We start from the raw sequence: 21261 nt of genomic DNA, 5'->3' as shown, positions 1-21261 counted from the left end.
CCGCCGTTCCCGGCGGCACGACGGCCGACCGTGCGCGGCAGGAGGAGAACCCAGGTGTTCTGGTGGGAGGCCGAGGTCGGGGAGGGCGTCCGCGTGGCGTTCACGGACCGCCGTGCGGGCAACCTCGCGCTGCACACGGGCGACGACGCCGCGGCGGTCCGGGCGCGCCGGGCCGGCCTCGAGCGCGTCATGGGCGTGCCCCGGGGGTCGCTGCTGTTCCTCGAGCAGGTGCACGGCACCGAGGTCGCCGACGCGGACCGGCAGGGCCGGGAGACCGTGCCCGTGGCGGACGCGGCCGTGAGCGCGAGCGCGTCCCCGCTCGCGGTCATGGTCGCCGACTGCGTGCCCGTCGTGCTCGTCGGCCGCGGTGCCTCCGGGCCCGTCACGGGCGTCGCCCACGCCGGGCGCCGCGGGCTGCTCGACGGAGTCCTGGAGCGTGCCGTGGAGCGGCTGCGCGGGCGGGGCGCCGGGGCGGCGACGGCCTGGATCGGACCCTCGATCTGCGGGAGCTGCTACGAGGTGCCCGCGCGGATGCGGACGCAGGCCGCCGCGCGCGTCCCCTCGCTCGCGGCCACCACGTCGTGGGGCACCCCGGCCCTCGACCTCCGCTCGGGGGCCCGGGAGCGGCTCTCGGCACTCGGCGTCGAGGTCGTCGAGCCGGCCGGCGGGCCCGGGCCGGCGTGCACCCGGGAGAACAGCGCACTGTCCTCGCACCGGCGGGACCCCGGTTCCGGGCGGATCGCCGGCCTCGTGTGGCGCGGCGGGGCCCCGGGCCCCGGGCGCCGGGAGCGTGCCGCGTGAGCGCCGGGCCGGCCGCCGGGGATCCCCGGGCCGACGAGCTCTCCCGGGCGCTCGAGCACGTGCGCGCCCGGATCGCCGCCGCCGCGGCGGGTCGTCCCGAGCCCGTGCTGATCGCCGTGACGAAGTACTTCCCCGCGGCCGACGTCGCCCGGCTGCACCGGCTGGGCGTGCGGGACGTCGGGGAGAACCGGGACCAGGAGGCCGCCGCCAAGGCCCGGGAGGTGGGCGACCTCGTGGACGGCCCACTCACCTGGCACTTCGTGGGGCAGCTCCAGTCCAACAAGGCCAGGTCCGTGGTGCGCTACGCCTCGTGGGTGCACTCGGTGGACCGGCCGTCCCTCGTCACGGCCCTCGGGAAGGCCGTCGGCCGCCACCGCGAGGCCGTGGCGGCGGGGGACGTGGCGCCCGGCCCGTGCGCCGAGGACGACCTCACCTGCCTCGTCCAGGTGTCGCTGGACGCCGCGGAGCGCCGGGGCGGGGCCGCGCCCGAGGACGTGGTGCGGATCGCCGAGCAGATCGCCGGCACGGAAGGGCTCCGGGCCGGAGGTGTGATGGCCGTCGCCCCGCTGGGCGCGCCGCCCGGGCCAGCGTTCGACCGGCTGCGCGAGGTCTCGGAGCAGCTGCGGCGCGCCGTGCCCGGGGCCACCGCGGTCTCGGCCGGCATGAGCCACGACCTCGAGGAGGCGGTCGCCCGGGGGGCCACGCACGTGCGCGTCGGGTCCGGCGTTCTCGGCCCCCGCCCGGCCGTAGGATAGTTTGGGAGAAGGCCCCGCGGGGCCACGGCCGCACTGCGCTCCGCGCAGCACACCGGACGCGCCGGCCGAGGATTCCGGAACTCCCCCCACCGCCGATATCCGCACAGACAGTCAAGGAGAGCACCATGGCCGGAGCGTTGCGCCGCACCATGATCTATCTCGGCCTCGCCGAGACGGACGAGGACTACGACGACCCGACGCCTGCCCGCCAGGAGCACCAGTCCGCCGTGGCGGTCCGCGAGGAGCCGCGCGAGTCCAGGGCCGTCGAGCCCGCGGCCGGCGCACCGCGCCGGTCGGCCGACTACCGGGCGCCGGTCACCCCCATCAAGCGCGCCCCCTCCAGCTCCCGAGAGGACAGCTCGATCTTGCGCACGATCACCACGGTCCACCCACGCTCCTACAACGACGCGAAGTCCATCGGTGAGGCGTTCCGGGACGGCACCCCCGTCATCATGAACGTCAGCGACATGGGCGACGCCGAGGCCAAACGACTGGTCGACTTCTCCGCGGGCCTCGTCTTCGCCCTGCACGGCTCGATCGAGCGGGTCACCGCCAAGGTCTTCCTGCTCACCCCCTCCTACGTCGAGGTCGTCGGGCACCCCGCCGGCCAGGACGGCGCGGACGCGTCCGACGCCGAGCAGGAGGCCTGAGGCGGAGCCATGAACCTGATGCTCTCCGTGCTGTACCTGGCGCTGCACCTGGTGTACGTGGCGCTGCTGGCGCGCCTCGTCCTGGACTGGGTGCAGATGTTCGCCCGCAACTGGCGTCCCCGCGGGGCCGCCCTGGTGGGGGCCTCTGCGGTGTACAGCATCACCGATCCGCCCATGCGGGTGCTCCGGCGCGTCGTGCCGCCGCTGCGCTTCGGCGGCGTGGCCCTGGACCTCGGCTTCCTGATCCTGATCTTCGCCGTCAGCATCGTCCAGGGCATCGTCGGCTCCCTGATCGTCTGACGCGGCGGCTCCGCTCACCTGTACCCTGTAACCGATGGACCCGCCGTGCGACGGCAGGCCGGACCCCCCCCGCGCGGCACGCGTCCGCCCCCCTAGGAGGAATGCACTCATGGCCCTCACGCCCGAAGACGTCATCAACAAGCGGTTCCAGCCCACGAAGTTCCGGGAGGGCTACGACCAGGACGAGGTGGACGACTTCCTCGACGAGATCGTCGTGGAGCTGCGCCGCCTCAACCAGGAGAACGCGGACCTCAAGCAGCAGCTCGAGGCCGCGGGGCAGCCCGTCGCCCCCAGGGACTCCACGCCCTCGCCGGTCTCCGAGGCCGTGCTGCCCGCCGAGGAGCAGGCCCCGGCCGCGGAGCCCGCCGCCGAGCCCGTGCCCGAGGTCTCGGCCGAGGCCGTGCCCGAGGCGACGGCCGAGCCGGAGCCCGAGGTCTCCGCCGAGGCGGCCCCCGAGGCCGTCCCGGCGGGGACGACCGGCGCCGCGCAGTCCGCCGCCGGCGTGCTGGCGATGGCGCAGAAGCTTCACGACGAGTACGTCGCCGAGGGCTCCGCCGAGCGCGAGCGGCTGATCTCGGAGGCCCGCTCCCAGGCCGAGGAGCTCATCAGCGAGGCCCGGCGCACGCGGGAGGAGACCCTCGCGACCCTGCACGAGGAGGAGACCCAGCTGGAGACCAGGGTGTCCCGGCTGCGGGCCTTCGAGACCGACTACCGCGCCAACCTCAAGGGCTTCATCCAGGAGCAGCTGCGCGAGCTGGACACCACGCCCTCCGTGGCGCCCGCCGAGGGCGTGGACCGGGTCGACGAGAAGTCCGCCGAGCCGGTCGAGGCGGCCGAGCGCGCCTGAGGCCCCGCCCGGGCCGAGCCTGCCACGGAGGGACCGGCCACGTGCCGGTCCCTCCGTCGTCGTCCGGCCCGCCGCACGCCCCGCGGCCGTGGCACCATGGAGCGGGGCCGCACGGCCCCGTCCCGATCCGTGACCCCGACCTGATCCGTGACCCCGAGGAGACCATGAGCGACCAGCCCGACGTGAGCGCGATCCCGGCCGCCGGGGCCCGGCGACGGGTCCTCCTGCTCGCCGCGGCGGCCGCGGTCCTGGTCTACGTCCTCGACCAGCTCACCAAGTGGTGGGTCGTGTCGACCATGGAGCCCGGACGGCGCGTCCCGGTCGTCGACGGTCTCCTGTGGTGGCAGTTCATCCGCAACCCCGGTGCCGCGTTCTCCCTGGGCGAGGACATCACGTGGGTCTTCTCCGTGGTCATGGCGGTCGTCTCCGTCCTGATCGTCCTGACCCTGCGCCGCGTCCGCTCGCTCCCGTGGGCCCTCGGGCTCGGACTGGTCCTCGGGGGCGCCCTGGGCAACCTCACCGACCGTCTCCTGCGCGAGCCGGGCTTCGGCGTCGGCCACGTGGTCGACTTCATCGCCGTGCCCCGTTTCGCGATCTTCAACGTGGCCGACTGCGGAGTGGTCGTGGGCGTCGGGATCGTCGTCGCCCTGACCCTGCTCGGCCGGGAGCTGGACGGCACCCGTTCGCGACCCGGTGCGGAGGGCGCCGCCGCTGTCGGGGACGGGACCGAGGAGGCCGCCGGGGAGGACCGTCGCGAGGCCCCCGGGGACGGCGCCGGGGCCCCGGAAGAGGGTGCCCGTGGCTGAGCCGCTGCACGTCACCGAGCGCTTCACGGTGCCCGCCGAGCTCGAGGGCAGGCGCGCGGACGCCGCCGTGGCGGAGCTCGCCGGCCTGTCCCGGACCGCCGCCGCCGCGCTGTGCGCGGAGGGACGGGTGCTGCACCGCGGCCGTCCGATCGGCAAGTCCGTGCGCGTCGAGGCCTCCCAGACGCTCACCGTCGAGGTCCCCGTCCCCGAGGACCCCTCGGTCGTCGTGCCCCAGCTCGTGGCAGAGTTCCGCGTCGTCCACCTCGACGACGACATCGTGGTCGTCGACAAGCCCGCGGGCGTCGCGGCGCACCCGTCGCCCGGCTGGAAGGGCCCCACCGTGGTCGGCGCCCTGGCCGGTGCCGGGGTCGCCGTGAGCACCTCCGGCGCCCCGGAACGGCAGGGCGTCGTGCACCGCCTGGACGTCGGCACCTCCGGGCTGATGGTCGTGGCCCGCACCGAGCGCGCCTACACGGCGCTCAAGCGCGCCTTCAAGGAACGGACGGTCACGAAGGTCTACCACACGGTCGTGCAGGGCCTGCCGGACCCCCTGCGCGGGACGATCGACGCCCCGATCGGACGGCATCCCGGCTACGAGTGGCGTTTCGCCGTGGTCGAGGACGGGCGCCGCTCGGTGACCCACTACGAGGTGCTCGAGGCGTTCGGCCGGGCGTCCCTCGTGGAGGTGCTCCTCGAGACCGGCCGGACGCACCAGATCCGCGTGCACTTCGCGGCGCTGCGCCACCCGTGCTGCGGGGACCTCACCTACGGCGCCGATCCGGCGCTGTCCGCCGGACTGGGCCTGACCCGGCAGTGGCTGCACGCCCAGCGGCTCGGCTTCGAGCACCCGGGCACGGGCGATCCGGTCGTGTTCGAGAGCCCGTACCCGCAGGACCTGGCCTACGCCCTCGAGACCCTGCGCGACGGGGGCCCCGCCTGACCGCGGCCCCGGGCCGCACGGCCCCGCGGCGGCGGGCCGGGCCGTCGGTGCGGGCGACTACACTGGCCGGGTGACGACGGCATCCGGCAAGAAGAGCTTCACCCACCTGCACGTGCACACCGAGTACTCCATGCTCGACGGCGCGGCCCGCCTCGACGACCTCTTCGAGGCCTGCCACGAGATGGGCATGTCCTCCCTCGCGACGACCGACCACGGCTACGTGTTCGGGGCCTTCGACTTCTGGAACAAGGCCCGGGCCGCCGGGATCAAGCCGATCATCGGCGTGGAGGCGTACCTGACCCCCGGCACGGCCCGCAACGACCGCTCCCGCGTGAAGTTCGCCGACGGCGGGCGCGACGACGTCTCCGGCGGCGGTGCCTACACGCACATGACCCTGCTGGCCGAGACCACCGAGGGCATGCAGAACCTCTTCCGGGCCTCGTCCCTGGCCTCCCTCGAAGGGCAGCTGTACAAGCCCCGCATGGACCGCGAGCTGCTGAACCGGTACGGCAAGGGACTCATCGCCACCACCGGGTGCCCCTCGGGCGAGGTCCAGACCCGGTTGCGGCTGGGCCAGTACCGGGAGGCCCGCGAGGCCGCCGCGGAGTTCCGCGACATCTTCGGCGCCGAGAACTACTACTGCGAGCTCATGGACCACGGGCTGGCGATCGAGAAGAACGTGACGGGCGACCTGCTCAAGCTCGCCAAGGACCTGCACCTGCCCCTCGTGGCGACCAACGACCTGCACTACACGCACGCCGAGGACGCGAAGTCCCACGCCGCGCTGCTGTGCGTCCAGTCGGGCTCGACCCTGGCCGACCCCAAGCGCTTCAAGTTCGACGCGGACGAGTTCTACCTGAAGTCGCCCGCGGAGATGCGCGAGCTCTTCCGGGACTTCCCCGAGGCCTGCGACAACACCCTCGAGATCGCCGAGCGGTGCCACGTGGAGTTCGACACCTCCGCCAACTACATGCCCCGCTTCCCGGTGCCCGAGGGCGAGGACGAGGAGTCCTGGTTCGTCAAGGAGGTGCAGCAGGGCATGCACCACCGCTTCCCGGGCGGGATCCCGGAGGAGTGCCAGCGGCAGGCCGACTACGAGATCGGCATCATCGTGCAGATGGGCTTCCCCGGCTACTTCCTGGTGGTCGCGGACTTCATCAACTGGGCCAAGAACAACGGCATCCGCGTGGGGCCGGGCCGTGGGTCGGGCGCGGGGTCCATGGTCGCGTACGCGATGCGGATCACGGAGCTGAACCCGCTCGACCACGGCCTGATCTTCGAGCGGTTCCTCAATCCCGAGCGCGTCTCGATGCCCGACTTCGACGTCGACTTCGACGACCGCCGCCGGGCCGAGGTGATCCACTACGTCACGGAGAAGTACGGCGACGAGCGTGTGGCCATGATCGTGACCTACGGCACGATCAAGGCCAAGCAGGCACTCAAGGACTCGTCCCGGGTGCTGGGCTACCCCTTCTCGATGGGGGAGAAGCTCACCAAGGCCATGCCGCCGGACGTCATGGGCAAGGGCATCTCCCTCAAGGACGTCTACGACGGGTCCGCCAAGCGCCACGGCGAGGCCGAGGAGCTGCGCGAGATCCTGGCCCAGGACCCCGAGGCAAAGAAGATCTTCGAGACCGCCGAGGGCCTCGAGGGGCTCAAGCGGCAGTGGGGGGTTCACGCCGCGGGTGTGATCATGTCCTCGCACCCGCTGATCGACATCATCCCGATCATGCGCCGGGAGCAGGACGGCCAGGTCATCACCCAGTTCGACTACCCCACGTGCGAGGGGCTCGGGCTGATCAAGATGGACTTCCTGGGCCTGCGGAACCTGACGATCATCTCGGACGCGCTGGAGAACATCCAGCTCAACCAGGACGGCTTCGAGCTGGACCTGGAGACACTGGCCCTCGACGACGTCGAGTCATACGAGCTGCTGGCCCGCGGGGACACCCTGGGCGTCTTCCAGCTGGACGGCGGGCCCATGCGCCAGCTGCTCAAGCTCATGCGTCCCGACAACTTCGAGGACATCTCCGCGGTGCTCGCGCTGTACCGGCCCGGGCCCATGGGCGTGAACTCCCACACCAACTACGCGCTGCGCAAGAACGGGCAGCAGGAGATCACGCCCATCCACCCCGAGCTCGAGGAGCCGCTCGCGGAGATCCTCGACACCACCTACGGGCTGATCGTCTACCAGGAGCAGGTCATGGCCGTGGCCCAGAAGGTCGCGGACTACTCCCTCGGCCAGGCCGACCTCCTGCGCCGGGCCATGGGCAAGAAGAAGAAGTCCGAGCTGGACAAGCAGCAGTCGGTGTTCTTCGAGGGCATGCAGAAGAAGGGGTACTCCCGGGAGGCCGCGGACACCCTGTGGAGGGTGCTGGAGTCCTTCTCCGACTACGCGTTCAACAAGGCGCACACCGCCGCCTACGGGCTGGTCTCCTACTGGACCGCCTACCTCAAGGCCCACTACCCGGCGGAGTACATGGCCGCGCTGCTCACCTCGGTGGGCGACGACAAGGACAAGCTCGCCCTCTACCTCACCGAGTGCCGGCGGATGGGCATCACCGTGCTGCCCCCCGACGTCAACGACTCGGCGCTGAACTTCACGCCCGTGGGCACGGACATCCGCTTCGGCATGGGGGCGGTGCGCAACGTCGGCGCCAACGTGGTCAGCGCCATGGTCGAGGCCCGGGACGAGAAGGGCTCCTTCACGTCCTTCAACGACTTCCTCGCCAAGGTCCCCGCGGTGGTGTGCAACAAGCGCACCATCGAGTCGCTCGTCAAGGCCGGGGCCTTCGACCGGCTCGGCCACACCCGGCGGGGGCTCGTGCTGTGCCACGAGGAGGCGGTGGACGCGACCGTGGCCGTCAAACGCCAGGAGGCCGCCGGGCAGTTCGACCTCTTCGGCGGGATGGGGGCGGACGAGGAGGACCCGACGACGTCGCTGACCGTGGCGGTGCCCGACGTGCCGGAGTGGGAGCGCAAGGACCTGCTGGCCTTCGAGCGCGAGATGCTGGGCCTCTACGTCTCCGACCACCCCCTGCGCGGGCTCGACGACGTCCTGGGCCAGTACGCCGACACCTCGGTCCAGCCGCTGCTGGGCGAGGACGGCCGGCCGGACGGGGCGGTGGTCACGGTGGCGGGGATGATCACGTCCCTGTCCCGGCGGATCGCGAAGACCTCCGGCAATGCGTACGCCCGCGTCGAGCTGGAGGACCGGACCGGGTCGATCGAGGTGATGTTCTTCGGCAAGGCCTACGCGCCGATCGCCGGCGTGCTGGCCGAGGACCTCGTGTGCGTGATCAAGGGCCGGCTGCAGCGCCGGGACGACGGCTCGGTGACGATCTCCGCGCAGGAGCTCACCGTGCCCGAGCTCTCCGCGGACGGGCACAACGGGCCCGTGCTGATCGCCCTGCCCGAGTTCCGGGCCACGGAGGAGACGGTCAAGGAGATCGGCGCGGTGCTGCGCAACCACCGCGGCGACTCGGAGGTGCGGATCCACCTGGAGACGCGGCAGAAGGTGCAGGTCCTGCGGCTGGGCCCCGACCTGCGCGTCAACCCCTCACCGGCGCTCTTCGGGGACCTCAAGGTGCTCCTCGGCCCGACCTGCCTGGAGGTCTAGCCCACTTCCGCGCGGAGCGCAAGAGCGGCCGCGACCGACCGCGGCGCCGTGGAATACCATGGAGACCGTGACTACTGCTGAGACGACCACGACCCCTGCCCTGCGGACGATCGACCTGCGCGGCCGGCACCTGTCCTGGTCCGAGCTGCGGGACGTCGTCCCCCGGCAGAGCCCCACCTCGCTGGCCACCGCCCAGCAGGCGGTGGAGGAGATCATCGCCGCGGTGCGCTCCGAGGGCGCCGACGCGCTGCGGCGCTACGCCCGCCGCTTCGACGGCGTGGAGCAGCAGGCCCTGCGGGTCGATCCCGCCGAGATCCGCCGTGCCGTCGAGGAGCTGGACCCCGCCGTGCGCAGGGGCCTGGAGACGGCGATCGAGCGCACCCGGCTCTTCGCCGCGGCCCAGCGGCCGGCCGACGCCCGGGTCGAGGTCGCTCCCGGCGCGGTCCTGGTGCACCGGTGGACGCCCCTGCGGCGGGCGGGGCTGTACGTCCCCGGCGGACTGGCGGTCTACCCCTCGTCCGTGGTCATGAACGTCGTTCCCGCGCAGGCCGCGGGGGTGGGCTCGGTGGTGCTGTGCAGCCCCCCGCAGAAGGAGTTCGGCGGCCTGCCGCACCCCACGATCCTCGCCGCGGCGGGACTGCTCGGCGTCGAGGAGGTCTGGGCGATCGGCGGGGCCCAGTCCCTCGCCGCGATGGCCTACGGGGTGACCGACGGCGCGGACGTGCTCGAGCCCGTGGACACGGTCACCGGTCCCGGCAACGTGTACGTGGCCACGGCCAAGCGGCTGCTGCGCTCGGTGGTGGGCGTGGACGCGGAGGCCGGGACCACCGAGATCGCCGTCCTCGCCGACGACACCGCGGTGCCGGCCTTCGTCGCGGCGGACCTCATCTCCCAGGCGGAGCACGACCCCGCCGCGGGGGCCGTGCTGATCACGTCCTCGCCGTCGATGGCGGAGCGGGTCGCGGCGGAGCTGAAGCGTCAGGTGCCCGAGGCCCGGCACCGCGAGCGGATCACGACCGCCCTCTCCGGCCCCCAGTCCGGGGTGGTGCTCACCGACGACCTCGACGCCTCGATCGCCGTGGCCGACGCCTACGCCGCAGAGCACCTCGAGATCCACACGGCGGACCCGCAGGCCGTCGCCGCACGGGTGCGCAACGCCGGGGCGGTCTTCCTCGGCCCGTACAGCCCCGTCCCCCTCGGCGACTACGCGGCGGGGTCCAACCACGTGCTGCCCACCGGTGGGACCGCGGTGCACGCCCAGGGCCTGTCCACGACCGCGTTCATGAAGGCCGTCCAGATCGTCGAGTACACCCGCGAGGCCCTCGCCGCCATCGGCGACGACGTCGTGGCCGTGGCCCGCTCGGAGGATCTGCCCGCCCACGGCCGCGCCATCACGATCCGCACCGGGAGCTGACTCGTCCGTGCACTGCCCGTTCTGCCGCCACACCGACTCCCGCGTCGTGGACAGCCGAGCCACGGACGACGGGACGGCGATCCGCCGCCGCCGCCAGTGCTCGGAGTGCGGGCGGCGGTTCACGACCCTGGAGACGACCACGATCGCCGTGATCAAGCGCTCGGGGGTGACCGAGCCCTTCGACCGGCAGAAGATCGTCAACGGCGTCCGCAAGGCCTGCCAGGGCCGGCCGGTGAGCGAGGACGACCTGGCGATGCTCGCCCAGGAGGTCGAGGAGACGATCCGTGCCCTGGGGGCCGCGGAGATCGAGGCGCACGAGGTCGGGCTCGCGATCCTCGCGCCCCTGCGCCGGCTCGACGTGGTGGCCTACCTCCGCTTCGCCAGCGTCTACCAGGCCTTCGACGGCCTCGCGGACTTCGAGGAGGCGATCGACCTGCTGCGTCGCCAGCAGGCGGAGCAGTCCGGCCAGCAGACGATCTCCGGGGTCGGTGAGCCGGCGGGGCCGGCGGCGAAGAAGCGTGCCGGTCGGCGCGGGCGCGGCAAGGGCGGGGAGGGCGTGTCCCAGCCGCGACTGCTCTGACCGGGACCGTGACGTGTCCCGGCGTGTCGGTGCCTTGCCGCGGGCTGGGTCGGGTCGTAGAGTGGGGACCGTAACAAGCTCCCGCCGGGGGCTGCGGAGGGGAAGCCGCGGCCCCCGGCGGGTTTTTTCGTGTCCGGAGCCCGTGCACCGGACTCGTCACCGGGGTCGTGCGGTCAGCCCGCGAAACTGACGCGGCGCTCGAAGCGTCCCGTCGCGAGCAGCCCGGACACGCTGTCCGCCGTCAGCCCGCGTTCGGAGAGTCCCGCGAGCACCCGCGTGAGCAGGTCCACCGTGTCGACGTCGGGGCGCGGCCCGTCGTCGACGCCGTCGACGTGGTCCGCGAAGTTGTCGTGGGCCAGGAGGACCGCTCCGGCGGAGCACCCGTCCAGGGCCTTGGCGACCCGCTCCTGCTGGCCCACGTGCTTCCAGTCCCAGGTGGTGGCCGACCACAGGACGGGCTCCAGTCCCGTGCTGCGGACCGCGGCCCAACGCGCGGGGGACTGCTCGCCGTAGGGCGGGCGGAACCAGCGAACCGGGCCGCCGGTCACGTCCTCGAGCTCCCCCCGGGCACGCCGGGTCCGGTCGCGCACCCGGCCCGCGGAGAACCGCCGGAGGGACCGGTGGTCGGGGCCGTGCAGGCCGATCTCGTGGCCGCGGTCCCGCACCTCCCGCAGCAGTCCCGGGTCGGCGTGGACCCGGGTCAGCAGCACGAAGAACGTCGCCCGCGCCCCGAACCGCTCCAGCACGTCGAGGACCTGCGGGGTCGTGGGGCGGACGGGCCCGTCGTCGAAGGTGAGGGCGATCCGTGGCGCGTCCGTTCGCACGCGAACGGGCGTGCCGAGGACGGCGGCGGCCGGCCGGGCCAGCCCCTGCACGACCCCCGCCGCGCGCGGCCCGGCGATCATGCCGCGGGCCGGAAGCGCTCGAACCGCTTCCCGCGCCCGTACTCCTGGTAGGTCCACCCGGCGGCGCCCAGCACCATGCCGGCGCCGCGGCACGCGGTGCGCAGGCCACGGGCCTGGTGCGCCGGGCGGCCCAGCGCCGTGCCGGCGGCGGCCCGCACGGCTCCGTAGCCGAGCCGAGCGAGGCCGCCCGCGGCCGCGGTCGCGCGCACGGCGCGGCGGCGGCCCGGCGGGGCGAGGACGGTGTCGGAGAGCACGGCCGAGTTGCCGTGGCTGAGGGCCCGGACCAGCACCCACCGGCGGGTCTGCCGCTCCGCCGGGACGACGTCCACCGCCTCTGACTCGTTGCACCACACGATCCGGCGTCCGGAGGCGTGCAGCTCCTTGGTGAACACCGTGTCCTCCCCGCCGGAGAGGCCGAAGTCGTCGCGGTAGCGCACGCCTGCGGCACGCACCTGGGCGAGGTCGACGAGCATGTTGCCGCCGGCGGCGAACGGCACCGCGGTGCCCGTGGGGAGCTGCCGCCGGACGAAGAACCCACCGGCGAGCAGCCACGGGTCGACGTCCCCGGTGTACTCGGGGACCACGCGGCCCGCGACGAAGGCGGCGCCCGTGGCGCGCCAGGTCTCCACCAGGTGCCGGGCCCAGCCCGGGCCGGGGCGTTCGTCGTCGTCCAGGCTCAGCAGCAGGTCGGCGCCGGCGCCCTCGTCGAGCAGCCGGTTGCGCACGGCCGCGATGCCCGGGACGGGTTCACCGGCGTAGCGCAGCTCCGGCCCGTCCGGGGTGCGTGCCAGTCCGGCCACGGTCGCCTCCGCGGAGCGCGCCGGGTCGTTGTCGGCCACGACGATCCGCACCGAGCGGGCGAGCGCGGGCCGGCCCGTGCGTCCCAGGAGGTCGTCGGTCTGCTCGCGCAGGTGCTCCACCAGCACGCCGAGGACCTCGGGCCGGCGGTAGGTGGGGACTCCGATGACCACGGCCGGCAGGCGGCCGTCTCCCACGGTGCTGTTCACGTGCGTCTCCGGAGGGGTGGGGGGCGGTGGCACGGGCGGCGCGGGGCCGGTGCGGGACGGGTCAGCTCTCGGGACCGTGCGGGATCCCGGCCCACAGCGCGGCGCCCACGATGCCGGCGTTGTTGCGCAGCTGGGCGACCTCGACGGGGGTGCGGAGGTCCAGGTACGGGAGGAACTTGTCCGCGTTCTTGGAGACGCCGCCGCCGACGATGAAGAGGTTGGGGGAGAAGAGGAACTCCACGTGGCTGAAGTAGCGCTGCAGGCGCTTGGTCGCCCACTTCTTCCAGGGGAGGTCCTCGCGCTCGCGCGCGGCGGCCGAGGCGCGGGTCTCGGCGTCGTGGCCGTCGATCTCCAGGTGGCCGAGCTCGGCGTTGGGCACCAGCTGGCCGTTGAGGATCAGCGCCGAGCCGATGCCGGTGCCGAGGGTGATCACGGCCACGAGTCCCTTCACGCCCCGTCCCGCACCGTAGATCGCCTCGGCCAGGCCGGCCGCGTCGGCGTCGTTGAGGGCCTCCACGGGACGGCCGAGCCGCTCGGTCATGAGCGCGTCCACGTCCGTGCCGATCCAGGACTTGTCGATGTTGGCCGCGGACAGGGCCACGCCCTCCTTGATGATGGCGGGGAAGACGATGCCGATCGGCGAGTCCGGCTCGGGGGCCTCGGGGCGGGACTGCAGCTCCGCGACGATCTGCTCGACGACGTCCGCGACCGCCTCGGGCGTGGCCGGCTTCGGGGTGGGGATCCGGAAGCGCTCGCCCACGAGCTCGCCGCTGTCGAGGTCCACGATCCCGCCCTTCGTGCCGGTCCCGCCGAAGTCGATGCCGATGACGTGCCGGCTGGGGACGTTCGCGACGTCGCGGTCTGGAGTGGTCATGGGACGGTCCTCTCGTGCGGCCGGGCGCGGCTGATCAGTGGGCAGTCTACGGCAGGGTGAGCACGTCCACGCCGTCGTCGGTGACGGCCATGGTGTGCTCGAACTGGGCGGTGCGCCTCCGGTCCCGGGTGGTCACGGTCCAGTCGTCGTCCCACTGCTCCCACTGGACGGTGCCCAGGGTCAGCATGGGCTCGATCGTGAACACCATGCCCGGCACCATGACGGTCGCGTAGGACGGCGCGGCGTCGTAGTGGGGGACGATGAGGCCGGAGTGGAACTCCCGGCCCACGCCGTGCCCGGTGAAGTCGCGCACGACCCCGTAGCCGAAGCGTCCGGCGTACTTCTCGATGACCCGCCCGATCACGTTGATCTCCCGGCCCGGGCGGACCGCGTTGACGGCCCGCCGGAGGGTCTCCTCGGTGCGCTCCACGAGCAGACGGGACTGCTCGTCGACCTCGCCGACCAGGAACATGCGGTTCGTGTCGCCGTGGAAGCCGTTCTTGTAGGCCGTGACGTCGAGGTTGACGATGTCGCCCTCCTCCAGCACGGTGGAGTCCGGGATGCCGTGGCAGATGACCTCGTTGACGGACGTGCAGATCGACTTGGGGAAGCCCCGGTAGCCCAGGCAGGACGGATAGGCCCCGTGGTCGCACAGGTACTCGTGGGCGATCCGGTCCAGCTCGTCGGTCGTGGTGCCCGGCACCGCGGCCCGCCCGGCCTCCTGGAGGGCGCGCGCCGCGATCCGTCCGGCCTCCCGGATGAGCTCGATCTCCTCGGGCCGGTACACGTTCCCGCCGTGGCCCTCGTCGGGGTCGGCCCGTCCCACGTACTCGGGGCGGGGGATGGACGCCGGGACCGGACGGCCGGGCGTCACGGTGCCGGGGACGAGCGTCCCCACGGGCGCGGTGCTGCCGGGGGCGGGAGCGAGATTGTGCGTCGGCACGGGGGTCTGGACCTCCTGGAGTCGGGTGGGCCGGTGCCGTCGGAGCCGGTCCGGGCCTAGGATCTACCCTAACGCGCCCGGCCCGGACGGGGCCGGGCCGACGGGTCCCGGCGGCCACGGAGAGGAGAGGCCATGAGCGAGTACTGGTTCAACACCTACACCCACGAGGTCGAGGAGGGGGCGCAGTCGGACTACCGGAAGCTGCTCGGCCCGTACGCCACGCGCGAGGAGGCGCGCAACGCCCTCAAGCTCGCCGCGGAGCGCACCCGCAAGTGGGACGAGGAGGACGAGGCGTACCGCGAGGGCTGAGCGGGCCCGCTCAGAAGCTGTGCTCGGGGCCGGGGAAGGCGCCGGAGCGGACGTCGTCGACGTAGTGGCCCACGGCCTCGGAGACCACGCCGTGGAGGTCCGCGTACTGGCGGACGAAGCGGGCCATGCGACCCCGCCGCAGCCCCAGCATGTCCTGCCACACGAGGACCTGGCCCGTCGTGCCGGCCCCGGCGCCGATGCCCACGGTGGGGACGCCGAGCGCCGCGTCCACGGCCTCGGCGGCCTCGGCGGGGACCATCTCCATGAGCACGCAGAACGCCCCGGCCGCCTCGAGGGCGCGGGCGTCCTCCACGAGGACCCGGGCGGCGTCGCCGCGGCCCTGGACCCGGTAGCCGCCGAGGGCGTGCTCGCTCTGCGGCGTGAAGCCCAGGTGCGCGACCACGGGCACCCCGGCCCGGACCATCGCCTCCACGTGCGGGGCGAACCAGGCTCCGCCCTCCACCTTCACCGCGTGCGCGCCGCCCTCCTTGAGGAAGCGCACGGCCGTGGCCACCGCCTGCTCGGGTGAGGCCTCGTAGGAGCCGAAGGGGAGGTCGACGACGACGAGGGCACGCTCCACCGCCCCGGAGACGGCCCGGCACATCGGCAGCAGCTCGTCCACGGTCACGGGCAGGGTCGATGAGTAGCCCAGGACGTTGTTGCCCGCGGAGTCGCCCACGAGCAGCGTGTCGACGCCGGCCGCGTCGAAGATCGACGCGGTCAGGGCGTCGTAGCTCGTGAGCATCGTGAACTTCTCGCCACGGCGCTTGGCCTCGAGCAGGTGGTGCGTGCGCACCCGCCGCACGTCGAGCGCGCCCGGCTCAGGGCTGGGAGTCTGCTGGGTCATGGCCCCAGCCTATCGGCCCCGCGCCAGGAGGCCCCGCGGGCGGCCCCGGACAGCGCGTTAGAGTGGCCTGGACAGCAATTCGTGCCGCACGGGCACGGCACGCGCGGGCGGCCGCGGCCGCGGGCCAGGAAGACGAGGAAGACAACCATGGACCGTCAGCAGGAGTTCGTCCTCAGGACCATCGAGGAGCGGGACGTCCGCTTCGTGCGCATGTGGTTCACGGACGTGGTGGGCAGCCTCAAGTCGGTGGCGCTCGCCCCCGCGGAGGTCGAGGCCGCCTTCGAGGAGGGCCTCGGCTTCGACGGGTCCTCCATCGAGGGCCTCTCCCGCGTCTCGGAGTCGGACATGCTCCTGCAGCCGGACCCCTCGACCTTCCAGATCCTGCCGTGGCGCGGGGAGACGGAGCCGACCGCGCGGATGTTCTGCAACATCCTCACCCCCGACGGCGAGCCGTCCTCCTCGGACCCCCGCGGTGTGCTCAAGCGCGTGCTCGGGAAGGCCTCGGACATGGGCTTCACGTGCTACACGGCTCCGGAGATCGAGTTCTACCTGCTCACGTCCCCCGAGCTGGACGCCGAGGGCAGCCCGACCCCCGTGGACCAGGAGGGCTACTTCGACCACGTGCCCGGCGGCGTCGTGCAGGACTTCCGCCGCAAGGCCGTCAACATGCTGGAGTCCGTCGGGATCTCCGTCGAGTTCTCCCACCACGAGGCCGGGCCGGGGCAGAACGAGATCGACCTGCGCTACGCGGACGCCCTCCAGACCGCGGACAACATCATGACGTTCCGCACGGTCATCAAGGAGGTCGCCCTGTCCCAGGGCCTCTATGCCACGTTCATGCCGAAGCCCTTCACGGACCACCCCGGCTCCGGGATGCACACGCACTTCTCCCTGTTCGAGGGGGACACCAACGCGTTCTTCGAGGCCGGCGCCGAGTTCCGGCTCTCCCGCACGGCCCGCCACTTCATCGCCGGCATCCTGCGGCACGCCCCCGAGTTCACCGCGGTGACCAACCAGTTCGTCAACTCGTACAAGCGGCTGTGGGGCGGGGGAGAGGTCCCCTCCTACCTCTCCTGGGGGCACAACAACCGCTCGGCGCTCGTGCGCGTGCCCCTGTCCAAGCCGGACAAGGTGCAGGCCGCGCGCGTCGAGTACCGCGGCATCGACTCCGCCACGAACCCCTACCTGTCCTACGCGGCGCTGATCGCGGCTGGTCTCAAGGGCATCGAGCACGAGTACGAGCTGCCCCCCGTCGAGCTGGACGACGTCACCGCCATGAGCTCCGCCGAGCGCAGGGCCCTCGGCCACAGCCCCCTGCCCTCGAGCCTCTACGACGCGATCCGGGAGACCGAGGACTCGGAGTTCATGGCCGAGCTGCTCGGCGAGCAGGTCTACGACTACTTCCTGCGCAACAAGCGCCGCGACTGGAACGACTACCGCCGCGTGGTCACCCACTTCGAGCTCAAGAACAACCTCGGCATCCTCTGAGCCCGGTCGGCAGTCCCCGGGTCCCGCCGACCCGGCGGCCCTGGGGTCCCCGACCCGACGACCGTGCACGATCCCACCGGACGGACCGCTCCATGACCCATCCTCCTCAGTCCGCACCCGATCCCCTCGCCTCCGGCCGGCTCATCAAGGTCGGGTTCGAGGACACGGCCAACGCCCAGCGCTGGCTCGGATTCGGCGAGCTCGAGGACGTGGACGTCCACCGGCTGCTCGAGGGCCTCTCCGTCTCCGCCTCGCCCGACGCCGCGCTGCAGCTGACGGTGCGGCTCCTGGAGGTCGCGCCGGAGCTGGCCGAGCGGATCAACGCCGGACCGGAGGAGTCGGAGACCATGTTCCGGTTGCTGGGCGCCTCGGAGGCGCTCGGCGAGTTCCTCGTCCGCCGTCCCGAGCACCTCGACCTGCTCGCCGAACCGCCCGCGGCCGAGCCCGAGGAGATCCCGGCGGCGGAGTTCCGCACCGCGCTCCTCACCGCGGTCGGCGCCGACCCCGCCGCGCGCACCCCCGTGGCGGGAAGCACGGGGGAGGACGCCCACGCAGCCCTGCGCGTCGCCTACCGGCGGGAGCTGACCCGCATCGCGATCCGCGACGTCGGCGCCCTCTACCCCTCCGACCACATGCCCGCCGTGGGACGGCAGCTGGCCGACCTGGCCGCCGCCGCGCTCGAGGCGGCCCTGGCAGTCTCCCGGGCCGAGGCCGCGACGACCTGGGCGCCGGAGCTCGTCGACCGGGTGCGGCTCGCCGTCGTCGGCATGGGGAAGTGCGGGGCCCGGGAGCTGAACTACATCTCCGACGTCGACGTCGTGCACGTCATGGGCGTGGACGGCGACGACGGGAACGGGCCCGGCGCGGCGGAGGCCACGAACATCGCGACGGCCCTGGCCGCGGGCACGGCGCGGGCGATCATGGCGCGGGCGTCCGAGCCCCCGCTGTGGGAGGTTGACGCGAACCTCAGGCCAGAGGGCAAGGACGGTCCGTTGGTGCGCACCCTCGACTCCCACGTGCGCTACTACGAGCGCTGGGCCGAGTCCTGGGAGTTCCAGGCCCTGCTCAAGGCCCGGCCGATCGCGGGGGACCCGGCGCTCGGCGCGGCCTACCAGGACGCCATCCGGCCGTTCGTGTGGCGGAGCTCCGCCCGCGAGGGTTTCGTGGAGTCCGTGCAGGCCATGCGGCGCCGGGTCACGGACAACATCCGTCCCGCGGACGCCGAGCGACAGATCAAACTGGGTCCCGGTGGGCTGCGGGACGTCGAGTTCACCGTGCAGCTGCTGCAGCTCGTGCACGGCCGCGCGGACGAACGGGTCCGGACCCAGGCCACCACGGACTCCCTCACCGCGCTCTCGGAGTGCGGCTACATCGGCCGGAAGGACGCGGAGCAGTTCAACGCCCACTACCGGTGGCTGCGCCTGCTGGAGCACCGGATCCAACTGTTCAGGCTGCGCCGGACCCACCTCATGCCGCGTGCCGAGCGGGAGCTCACCGTCATCGCCCGGTCCCTGCGCGGCGCGGCCGACACGGCCCGGCCCTCGGCCGACGGGCTGCTGGACGAGTGGCGGAAGGTCAAGCGCAGCGTGCGGGGCATGCACGAACGGATCTTCTACCGCCCGCTGCTCGCCGCCCTGGCCCACCTGCCCGAGACGGGAACCCAGCTCTCCGCCGAGTCCGTGCGGGACCGTCTGGCCGCCCTCGGCTACAGGGACCCCAAGGCGGCCGTGCGGCACATCGAGTCCCTCACCCGCGGTGTGAGCCGGCGCGCCGAGATCCTGCGCACGCTCCTGCCGGTGCTGCTGTCGTGGCTGGCGGACGGCGTCGACGCCGACGCCGGGCTGCTCGGCTTCCGCCGGCTCTCCGAGTCCCTGGGCACCACGCCCTGGTTCCTGCGCATGCTGCGGGACTCCAACGCCGCCGCCGAACGGCTGTGCCAGATCCTCTCGAGCTCCCGCTACGTCACCGACCTGCTGGAGAACTCGCCGGAGGCCACCGCGTGGCTCGGCAACGACGACGACCTGTGCCCCGTCCCGTTCGAGACGCTCTGGACGGAGATCCGGTCCCAGATGGCCCGCCACCCCGATCCGGGGGAGGCCGTGCGGATGATCCGGCTGATCCGCCGCCGGGAGGAGCTGCGCGTGGCGCTCGCGGACACCTCCGGACTGCTCGAGGTCGACCAGGTCGTGGCGGCGCTGTCGGACATCGACCGGGCCTGCATCCTGGGCGCCCTGCACGTGGCCGAGCGGGAGGTCTACCACCGTTCCGGACGGCTCGCCGACGTCCTCGTCGTCGCCATGGGCCGGCAGGGCGGCCGGGAGATCGGCTACGGCTCGGACGCTGACGTCATGTACGTCTACGCCCCGGTCGGGGACGCGGATCCGGCCGCGGCGCGCGAGCAGGCCTCGGTGCTGCTGCAGCGGATGGTGCAGCTGCTCAAGGCTCCCTGCACCCCGCCCATCGTCGCGGAGCGCGTCCTGGAGATCGACAACGATCTGCGTCCGGAGGGCAAGCAGGGGCCCATGGTGCGCTCCGTCGAGTCCTACGCCGAGTACTACGCGCGGTGGGCCCAGACCTGGGAGTTCCAGGCGCTCACCCGGGCGCTGCCCATCGCCGGCAGCGACGAGGTCGCGGAGGCGTTCCTGCGCGTGGTCGACCCGCGGCGCTACCCCCAGGAGTTCTCCGAGCAGCAGCTGCTGGAGATCCGCCGGATGAAGGCCCGCGTGGAGAACGAGCGGATGCCTCGCGGCGCCGATCCGTCCCGGCACCTGAAACTCGGCCGGGGCGGGCTCTCGGACGTCGAGTGGCTGGTCCAGACGCTGCAGCTTCAGCACGCCCACCGGGTCGAGGGCATGCGGACCACGGGCACACTGGCCGCGCTGCGGGCGGCGGAGGAGGCCGGTCTCGTGGCCGCCGAGGACGCCGCGGCGCTGGCGGCCGCGTGGCGACTCGCCACGGCCGTGCGCAACGGCAACGTCCTGCGCACTGGCCGCAGCTCGGACGCCCTGCCCGGCAAACGCGCCGATCTCGAGGCGGTCGCCCGCTGGTGCGGCTACCCTCACGGGGGCGCGGGCACGTTGGAGGAGGACTACCTGCGGACCACGCGCAAGGCCCGCGCGGTGTTCGAGCGGCTCTTCTACGGCCAGTGAGGCCGGCCGGACCGTCCGAGCTGCGTCGCGCCGAGGAGCCTCGGACCAGCACCCTGTTCCCGACCAACTCGAACCCGGGGCGGATCGATGCTACTTCGGGGGCGGCGGGGCATGACCGAGCGCCCCTGCGCGGCAGGGGCGCTCGGTCGATGTCTGGATCAGGCCAGCGCCTCGCAGACGTCGATCACGTTCCCCGAACCGGAGAACAACCGCTCCTCATTCCCCGCGGCGTCGAGGGCGAAGTTGATGTTGCCCCGGGTGAAGAAGAGTCCCGCCTCGTGCGCGCCGGGTCCGAACGTCTCGGGCACGATCACGAGGTTGCTTCCTCGGAGAACCCATTCCGTGGCGCCACCCGGCAGGAACTCGATCCTGGACGTCCCCGTGATGACGTACTGCTCGGACTTCGACTCGTCCGTCATGTTCGTGACCGTGGCCTTGGTCTTCGGGAAGGTGACGATGACGTCGCCGTCCGGCAGGGAGATCTCCTTGTACTTGCCGGAGTACTCGATCCAGAGGGTGAAGTCCGGATTCTGACACTCCACCGGGAAACCACCGCTGATGTCCTCCGGCGGCGCAGCGAAGGCGTGAGTGGACCCCGCGGCGAGCGCGGCGACGAGAGCACAGGGTATGAGGGCGCGTTTCATGGCATTTCTCCCGAACGTGAAGTGGAACTCCATGGAATCCGGGGGAACCCCGGCGAGATGAAGCGTGCGCTCCTGTGCCCGCAGTGAGCAAGCGAAGCATCCTTCTGAACCGGAACCGTTATGCATACTTTTCGGTATTGTTGCGCCGGGGGAGACTGTGTCGCATCCGCTCCGCTTCTTGACGTAGCCGCAGGTCAGACAAGAGACTCTGCGCTCATCCGATGCTGTTCCGTGAATGCCCGCCACCCTGTGCCGATGGTCCGTCAACGACTGCTTGCTGCCTCATCCGCGAACGGTCCTGGGAACAGCGACGCGACAGAACTTCCGTCGGGCCGTGGTGCGGCGGCCATGACGACCGTCCGTGAGGGGCAGAGCCGTGGCGG

19 protein-coding genes are annotated in these 21261 nt (G+C 72.8%); 13 read left to right on the top strand and 6 right to left on the bottom strand.

Annotation, left to right across the window (positions count from 1 at the left end; genetic code table 11):
- The 10 genes from ACH9EU_RS11880 to nrdR form a co-directional block, all read left to right on the top strand.
- Nucleotides 1–801 (top strand): laccase domain-containing protein (locus ACH9EU_RS11880; protein ID WP_396414136.1); only part of this gene is annotated, 801 nt, incomplete at its 5' end.
- Nucleotides 798–1556 (top strand): YggS family pyridoxal phosphate-dependent enzyme, encoded by a 759-nt coding sequence (locus tag ACH9EU_RS11875; protein ID WP_396414135.1) that lies wholly within the window; start codon nt 798–800, stop codon nt 1554–1556. The genes ACH9EU_RS11880 and ACH9EU_RS11875, both read left to right, overlap by 4 nt.
- A 125-nt stretch (nt 1557–1681) precedes the next feature.
- The gene (locus tag ACH9EU_RS11870) at nt 1682–2206 is read left to right on the top strand and encodes a cell division protein SepF (RefSeq protein WP_396414134.1); all 525 of its coding nucleotides are present in this window, start codon (nt 1682–1684) and stop codon (nt 2204–2206) included.
- A gap of 9 nt (nt 2207–2215) precedes the next feature.
- Nucleotides 2216–2506 (top strand): YggT family protein, encoded by a 291-nt coding sequence (locus tag ACH9EU_RS11865; RefSeq protein ID WP_396414133.1) that lies wholly within the window; start codon nt 2216–2218, stop codon nt 2504–2506.
- A gap of 109 nt (nt 2507–2615) precedes the next feature.
- A complete protein-coding gene (locus ACH9EU_RS11860) occupies nt 2616–3353 on the top strand; it encodes a DivIVA domain-containing protein (protein WP_396414132.1) in 738 nt (245 codons plus the stop codon).
- Nucleotides 3354–3517: 164 nt separating this feature from the next.
- Nucleotides 3518–4159: a signal peptidase II gene (gene lspA / locus ACH9EU_RS11855; RefSeq protein ID WP_396414131.1), complete on the top strand. Its 642-nt coding sequence runs from the start codon at nt 3518–3520 to the stop codon at nt 4157–4159.
- Complete coding sequence (locus ACH9EU_RS11850; protein WP_396414130.1) at nt 4152–5099, top strand: RluA family pseudouridine synthase; 948 nt, start codon at nt 4152–4154, stop codon at nt 5097–5099. The genes lspA and ACH9EU_RS11850 overlap by 8 nt, the downstream gene beginning before the upstream one ends.
- Nucleotides 5100–5229: 130 nt before the next feature.
- Nucleotides 5230–8718, top strand: a complete 3489-nt coding sequence (dnaE, locus tag ACH9EU_RS11845) for a DNA polymerase III subunit alpha (protein WP_396414137.1) — start codon at nt 5230–5232, stop codon at nt 8716–8718.
- 58 nt (nt 8719–8776) lie between these two features.
- Nucleotides 8777–10132: a histidinol dehydrogenase gene (gene hisD, locus ACH9EU_RS11840; protein ID WP_396414129.1), complete on the top strand. Its 1356-nt coding sequence runs from the start codon at nt 8777–8779 to the stop codon at nt 10130–10132.
- 7 nt (nt 10133–10139) lie between these two features.
- Nucleotides 10140–10712, top strand: coding sequence for a transcriptional regulator NrdR (gene nrdR, locus ACH9EU_RS11835; protein ID WP_396414128.1), 573 nt, complete (start codon nt 10140–10142; stop codon nt 10710–10712).
- A 173-nt stretch (nt 10713–10885) separates the two neighbouring features.
- Here nrdR and ACH9EU_RS11830 read toward each other — a convergent pair whose 3' ends face one another.
- The 4 genes from ACH9EU_RS11830 to map form a co-directional block, all read right to left on the bottom strand.
- Nucleotides 10886–11617, bottom strand: coding sequence for a polysaccharide deacetylase family protein (locus ACH9EU_RS11830; RefSeq protein ID WP_396414127.1), 732 nt, complete (start codon nt 11615–11617; stop codon nt 10886–10888).
- Nucleotides 11614–12624 carry a glycosyltransferase gene (locus ACH9EU_RS11825; RefSeq protein WP_396414126.1) on the bottom strand — a complete coding sequence of 337 codons (1011 nt, stop codon included), beginning with the start codon at nt 12622–12624 and terminating at the stop codon, nt 11614–11616. The genes ACH9EU_RS11830 and ACH9EU_RS11825 overlap by 4 nt, the downstream gene beginning before the upstream one ends.
- Before the next feature lie 61 nt (nt 12625–12685).
- Entirely contained in the window at nt 12686–13498 is an 813-nt protein-coding gene (gene ppgK, locus ACH9EU_RS11820) for a polyphosphate--glucose phosphotransferase (RefSeq protein ID WP_396414125.1), read from the bottom strand.
- Nucleotides 13499–13544: 46 nt separating this feature from the next.
- The gene (gene map, locus ACH9EU_RS11815; RefSeq protein WP_396414124.1) at nt 13545–14441 is read right to left on the bottom strand and encodes a type I methionyl aminopeptidase; all 897 of its coding nucleotides are present in this window, start codon (nt 14439–14441) and stop codon (nt 13545–13547) included.
- Nucleotides 14442–14573: 132 nt separating this feature from the next.
- Between map and ACH9EU_RS11810 the strand changes: the two genes are divergently transcribed.
- On the top strand, nt 14574–14750 hold the full coding sequence (locus ACH9EU_RS11810) for an SPOR domain-containing protein (protein ID WP_396414123.1): 177 nt from the start codon (nt 14574–14576) through the stop codon (nt 14748–14750).
- 10 nt (nt 14751–14760) lie between these two features.
- Here ACH9EU_RS11810 and panB read toward each other — a convergent pair whose 3' ends face one another.
- Nucleotides 14761–15597: a 3-methyl-2-oxobutanoate hydroxymethyltransferase gene (gene panB, locus ACH9EU_RS11805; RefSeq protein WP_396414122.1), complete on the bottom strand. Its 837-nt coding sequence runs from the start codon at nt 15595–15597 to the stop codon at nt 14761–14763.
- 147 nt (nt 15598–15744) lie between these two features.
- On the opposite strand from panB, the gene glnA reads away from it, so the two are divergent.
- Complete coding sequence (gene glnA / locus ACH9EU_RS11800; RefSeq protein ID WP_396414121.1) at nt 15745–17085, top strand: type I glutamate--ammonia ligase; 1341 nt, start codon at nt 15745–15747, stop codon at nt 17083–17085.
- Nucleotides 17086–17177: 92 nt separating this feature from the next.
- The gene (locus ACH9EU_RS11795) at nt 17178–20234 is read left to right on the top strand and encodes a bifunctional [glutamine synthetase] adenylyltransferase/[glutamine synthetase]-adenylyl-L-tyrosine phosphorylase (RefSeq protein WP_396414120.1); all 3057 of its coding nucleotides are present in this window, start codon (nt 17178–17180) and stop codon (nt 20232–20234) included.
- Nucleotides 20235–20392: 158 nt separating this feature from the next.
- Here ACH9EU_RS11795 and ACH9EU_RS11790 read toward each other — a convergent pair whose 3' ends face one another.
- Nucleotides 20393–20776, bottom strand: a complete 384-nt coding sequence (locus ACH9EU_RS11790; RefSeq protein ID WP_396414119.1) for a hypothetical protein — start codon at nt 20774–20776, stop codon at nt 20393–20395.
- Nucleotides 20777–21261: the final 485 nt, after the last annotated feature.

The sequence above is a fragment of the Kocuria rhizosphaerae genome, assembly GCF_044462265.1.
In the GTDB taxonomy this organism is placed as follows: domain Bacteria; phylum Actinomycetota; class Actinomycetes; order Actinomycetales; family Micrococcaceae; genus Kocuria; species Kocuria rhizosphaerae.
Note: the sequence above shows the minus strand (reverse complement) of the source record. Positions and strands in the feature narration are given on the sequence as shown.

Bases quoted from the DNA above. Each gene is read 5' to 3' on its own strand.
- ACH9EU_RS11860 (WP_396414132.1), top strand. From the start codon at position 2,616: ATGGCCCTCACGCCCGAAGACGTCATCAACAAGCGGTTCCAGCCCACG.
- ACH9EU_RS11865 (WP_396414133.1), top strand. From the start codon at position 2,216: ATGAACCTGATGCTCTCCGTGCTGTACCTGGCGCTGCACCTGGTGTAC.
- glnA (WP_396414121.1), top strand. From the start codon at position 15,745: ATGGACCGTCAGCAGGAGTTCGTCCTCAGGACCATCGAGGAGCGGGAC.
- hisD (WP_396414129.1), top strand. From the start codon at position 8,777: ATGGAGACCGTGACTACTGCTGAGACGACCACGACCCCTGCCCTGCGG.
- dnaE (WP_396414137.1), top strand. From the start codon at position 5,230: ATGCTCGACGGCGCGGCCCGCCTCGACGACCTCTTCGAGGCCTGCCAC.
- ACH9EU_RS11870 (WP_396414134.1), top strand. From the start codon at position 1,682: ATGGCCGGAGCGTTGCGCCGCACCATGATCTATCTCGGCCTCGCCGAG.
- ACH9EU_RS11795 (WP_396414120.1), top strand. From the start codon at position 17,178: ATGACCCATCCTCCTCAGTCCGCACCCGATCCCCTCGCCTCCGGCCGG.
- ACH9EU_RS11810 (WP_396414123.1), top strand. From the start codon at position 14,574: ATGAGCGAGTACTGGTTCAACACCTACACCCACGAGGTCGAGGAGGGG.
- panB (WP_396414122.1), bottom strand. From the start codon at position 15,597: ATGACCCAGCAGACTCCCAGCCCTGAGCCGGGCGCGCTCGACGTGCGG.
- ppgK (WP_396414125.1), bottom strand. From the start codon at position 13,498: ATGACCACTCCAGACCGCGACGTCGCGAACGTCCCCAGCCGGCACGTC.
- ACH9EU_RS11830 (WP_396414127.1), bottom strand. From the start codon at position 11,617: ATGATCGCCGGGCCGCGCGCGGCGGGGGTCGTGCAGGGGCTGGCCCGG.
- lspA (WP_396414131.1), top strand. From the start codon at position 3,518: ATGAGCGACCAGCCCGACGTGAGCGCGATCCCGGCCGCCGGGGCCCGG.